Consider the following 3595-nt stretch of genomic DNA (forward strand, 5'->3'; position numbering starts at 1 on the left):
TGCAAGTCACGAAATTGTTCAATGACAGCTCCCTGGCGCGCATTCTTACGATGGTCCAGGAGGCTACCACGCGGAAAGCGAAGACGGAACAGTTTATCCGCAAGTTCGCGCGGGTTTACACGCCCATCGTGGTTTTCCTAGCCATAGGCATCACGCTCTTGCCGTATTTCTTCGTCGATAATTATGTATTCAACGACTGGCTGTACCGGGCTTTGATCTTCCTGGTGATTTCGTGCCCCTGTGCGCTGGTGATCTCCATACCGCTCGGCTACTTCGGTGGTATCGGCGCCGCTTCCCGTAAGGGTATTCTGTTCAAGGGCTCCAACTACCTCGACCTCATTACCAAAGTGAACCGCGTGGTGATGGATAAGACCGGAACGCTGACGAAGGGTGTTTTCCGGGTGCAGGAAGTCCGCAGCTTCGACCTGCCGGAAGGAACCTGGCTGCCGCTGGCCGCTGCGCTGGAAAGCAAATCAACCCATCCCATTGCGGCCGCGGTTGTGGAGCACGCCGGAATGGACGCTGACGGCCAGACCGTGGATGCGCTGGAGGAAATCAGCGGACATGGTCTGAAGGGTACGATCGGTGGGAAGATGGTCGCAGCAGGAAATGGAAAGTTCATGCAGAAGTTAGGGATCCCCATTCCGCCGGAAGCGACAGCGATCACCGATACCGTTGTAATGGTAGGCGTCGATGGAAAGTTTGCCGGATATATCACCATTGCCGACGAGCTGAAGGAAGATGCGCAGGAGGCCGTGCAGGCATTGCACGAAATGAATGTTCAGACAACCATGCTCAGCGGCGACAAGCAGGCCGTAGTTGATAAAGTGGCCGCAGTCCTCAAAATTGACCGCGCTTTCGGCGACCTTTTGCCGGAAAACAAGGTGGAGAAAGTGGAGCAAATCAAAAAGGAGCCCGGCGCCGTTATCGCGTTCGTGGGCGATGGCATCAACGATGCTCCCGTTCTCGCGCTCAGCGACGTGGGAATTGCCATGGGTGGACTGGGTAGCGACGCAGCCATCGAAACGGCGGACGTGGTGATCCAAACCGATCAGCCTTCCCGCATCCCCATCGCCATGAAGATCGGCCGCGCCACGAACCGCGTGGTTTGGCAAAATATTGCCCTGGCGTTTGGGGTGAAGGCTATCGTGCTGATTCTCGGTGCTGGTGGATTAGCCACTATGTGGGAGGCGGTTTTCGCAGATGTAGGTGTGGCACTGCTGGCGATTCTGAACGCCGTTCGTATTCAGAGGATGAAATTCTAATACAAAACAAGCGAAACCTTAACGGATTTCGCCTGTTTTGCCCCAAAATGCCCAAAACCTACATTCTCGCCTTCAATCAATTAATGCCCACAATTTCACTTTCAACAAAACGCCGAACAATTCAACTATTACGATCAACCTGCCACCTTTGCCGACCGAAGTTTGGCCAAAAATCCCGGCAGAATGGTCGAGAAGTAATACCTTAAACTCTTCCAACAGGAATATCTCTGCCGTATTCCATGAACGGATGAAGATGCGAATAATCTATTGTATTGCATATTTCCCCTGGCCCGGCGCCACTTTGGGTAAATATTTCAAGATAATTTCAGTAATCTGGAAGCTCCTTCAGGCATTTGCTACCATAACATATAATTTAAACAGCCGCGCTAACTCGCCCGGCTGCGCTTATGAATTTTGAGCATTGCGTTTCCTTTTCAACCATTCTAATAAACGGTTAAGCTTATACGCGCGCGTAGCGCTCTTGTCTACCCGCGCCTCCGCAACTTCCTGTTGAACTCGCTTGATATCCGCCACATCAACTTTTATCTTTACTTTTGAAGCACAAATAACATTATAATGCGCCTTATTAACTTTCAATGATGGTAGTATTTATTAAAAACATGGTTTGCGACCGCTGCATCATGGTCGTTCGCCAGCTGCTCGAAGAAACCGAAATCCCATTTGAAGACATCCAACTGGGAGAAGTAACCATTTCCGCTCCGGTCGCTGAAGAAAAATTGCCGGTTTTGAAGGCCCGGCTTCAGCAACTGGGGTTCGAGCTGCTGGATGATAAAAAAAGTACCACGGTCGAAAGAGTAAAAAATATCGTAATACAACTGATTCACAGCGTGGACGAAGTAGAGCTATCCCAGAAACTCTCCGTCTTCCTCCAGGAAAAAACGGGGATGGAATACACCCAGCTCTCAAACCTCTTTTCTACGGTTGAAGGCACGACAATTGAAAAATACGTAATCCTCCAGCGCATCGAGAGAGCCAAGGAATTGCTTACCTACAACGAGCTCTCGGTAGGCGAAATAGCGGAAAAACTCGGCTACAGCAGTATCCAGTACCTTTCCCAGCAATTCAAAAAAGTTACCGGCCTTACCACGTCGCAGTTCAAACAGTCCCAGGAAAACCAACGGAAACCGCTGGATAAAGTAAAATCCTGATAATTTTATAATCGTTCGCCAAAATTATATAACAGTTCTTCCTGAACCTTGCCTCACCTTTGCATAAGTTCAAATATTTGGCTTTATGCATAGCACATACAAAATTTTCATAAAGGGTATGGTCTGCGAAAGGTGTATTCACTCCATCCGCCAGGTTTTGCGGGAGTTGAATATCCCTGTCACTAACATCAGTTTGGGAGAAATCACCACGGTATCCGCATTGTCCGCTCCCGATATTGCCGCCCTCAGCGAAAAATTGGCCCCACTGGGATTTTCGCTTCTGGAAGACAAGAAAACCAAGCTAGCGCGAGACATCAAGAAGATCGTGGAACAGGTGTACTCCGGATCCTATGATTTCCCCGCGAAGTTCAAATTCTCTGAGACGCTCGCGAAAAAACTGAATAAGGAATTTACCACGCTCAGCTCCATCTTTTCAGAGGTGGAAGGAATAACCCTGGAGAAATACATTATAGAATTTCGTATTGAGAAAATCAAGGAATTCCTCGTGTATACCGACGATTCCCTCACAAATATTGCCTACAATCTCGGGTTCAGCAGCATAGGCCATCTGTCCCGGCAGTTCAAAGCGAATACAGGGTTGCCCCCTTCTCACTTCCAGAAAATTCGGCAAAATAAGCAGTCGCTTTCTGGCAAAGGCAAGCCAGCCAACTGAGGAATTATATACAAATCTCCGGATATAGTGTAATAACCGCCCCGGTCTTCTGGCGTAATTTTGTTGAAAATCAGGAAAATGTCAACAACGATAACAGCAAGACCAGTGGCTACCTCCGATAGAAAAAGCGCCGGAACGATAAAGGAAACCTTTCCCGTCCTGGAAATGACGTGCGCGGCTTGCGCCATCAGTGTGGAATCCATGCTTAAATCCGTACCTGGCGTACAGGATGCCGGCGTAAATTTCGCCAACCAATCTGCCTGGGTGCAATATGGAAAGGGTGCAGTTACCCACGAAGAACTTCAAAGCGCAGTTCGCGCAATCGGATACGACCTCGTTATTGATCTCGAAAATCAGGACGAAGTAAAGGAAGAAGCCCAGCAACGCCACTACCGGGAAGTAAAACAACGTACAATATGGTCATCCATCCTGTCGTTGCCCATCGTAATTATCGGCATGTTCTTCATGGATATGCCCTACGGCAACTG

At 49.1% G+C, this 3595-nt stretch carries 4 protein-coding genes; all 4 read left to right on the top strand.

Annotated elements, in window-relative coordinates; genetic code table 11:
• Nucleotides 1-1265: heavy metal translocating P-type ATPase (locus Q0510_RS02190; RefSeq protein ID WP_298707814.1), on the top strand; the 1265-nt coding region annotated here is incomplete at its 5' end.
• Between the two features lie 596 nt (nucleotides 1266-1861).
• Nucleotides 1862-2434, top strand: coding sequence for an AraC family transcriptional regulator (locus tag Q0510_RS02195; RefSeq protein WP_126247955.1), 573 nt, complete (start codon nucleotides 1862-1864; stop codon nucleotides 2432-2434).
• 118 nt (nucleotides 2435-2552) lie between these two features.
• The gene (locus Q0510_RS02200) at nucleotides 2553-3107 is read left to right on the top strand and encodes an AraC family transcriptional regulator (protein ID WP_298707816.1); all 555 of its coding nucleotides are present in this window, start codon (nucleotides 2553-2555) and stop codon (nucleotides 3105-3107) included.
• A 78-nt stretch (nucleotides 3108-3185) separates the two neighbouring features.
• On the top strand, nucleotides 3186-3595 hold a 410-nt coding region (locus tag Q0510_RS02205), incomplete at its 3' end, for a cation transporter (RefSeq protein ID WP_298707818.1).

It is taken from the genome of uncultured Chitinophaga sp., assembly GCF_937874145.1.
Lineage (GTDB): Bacteria > Bacteroidota > Bacteroidia > Chitinophagales > Chitinophagaceae > Chitinophaga.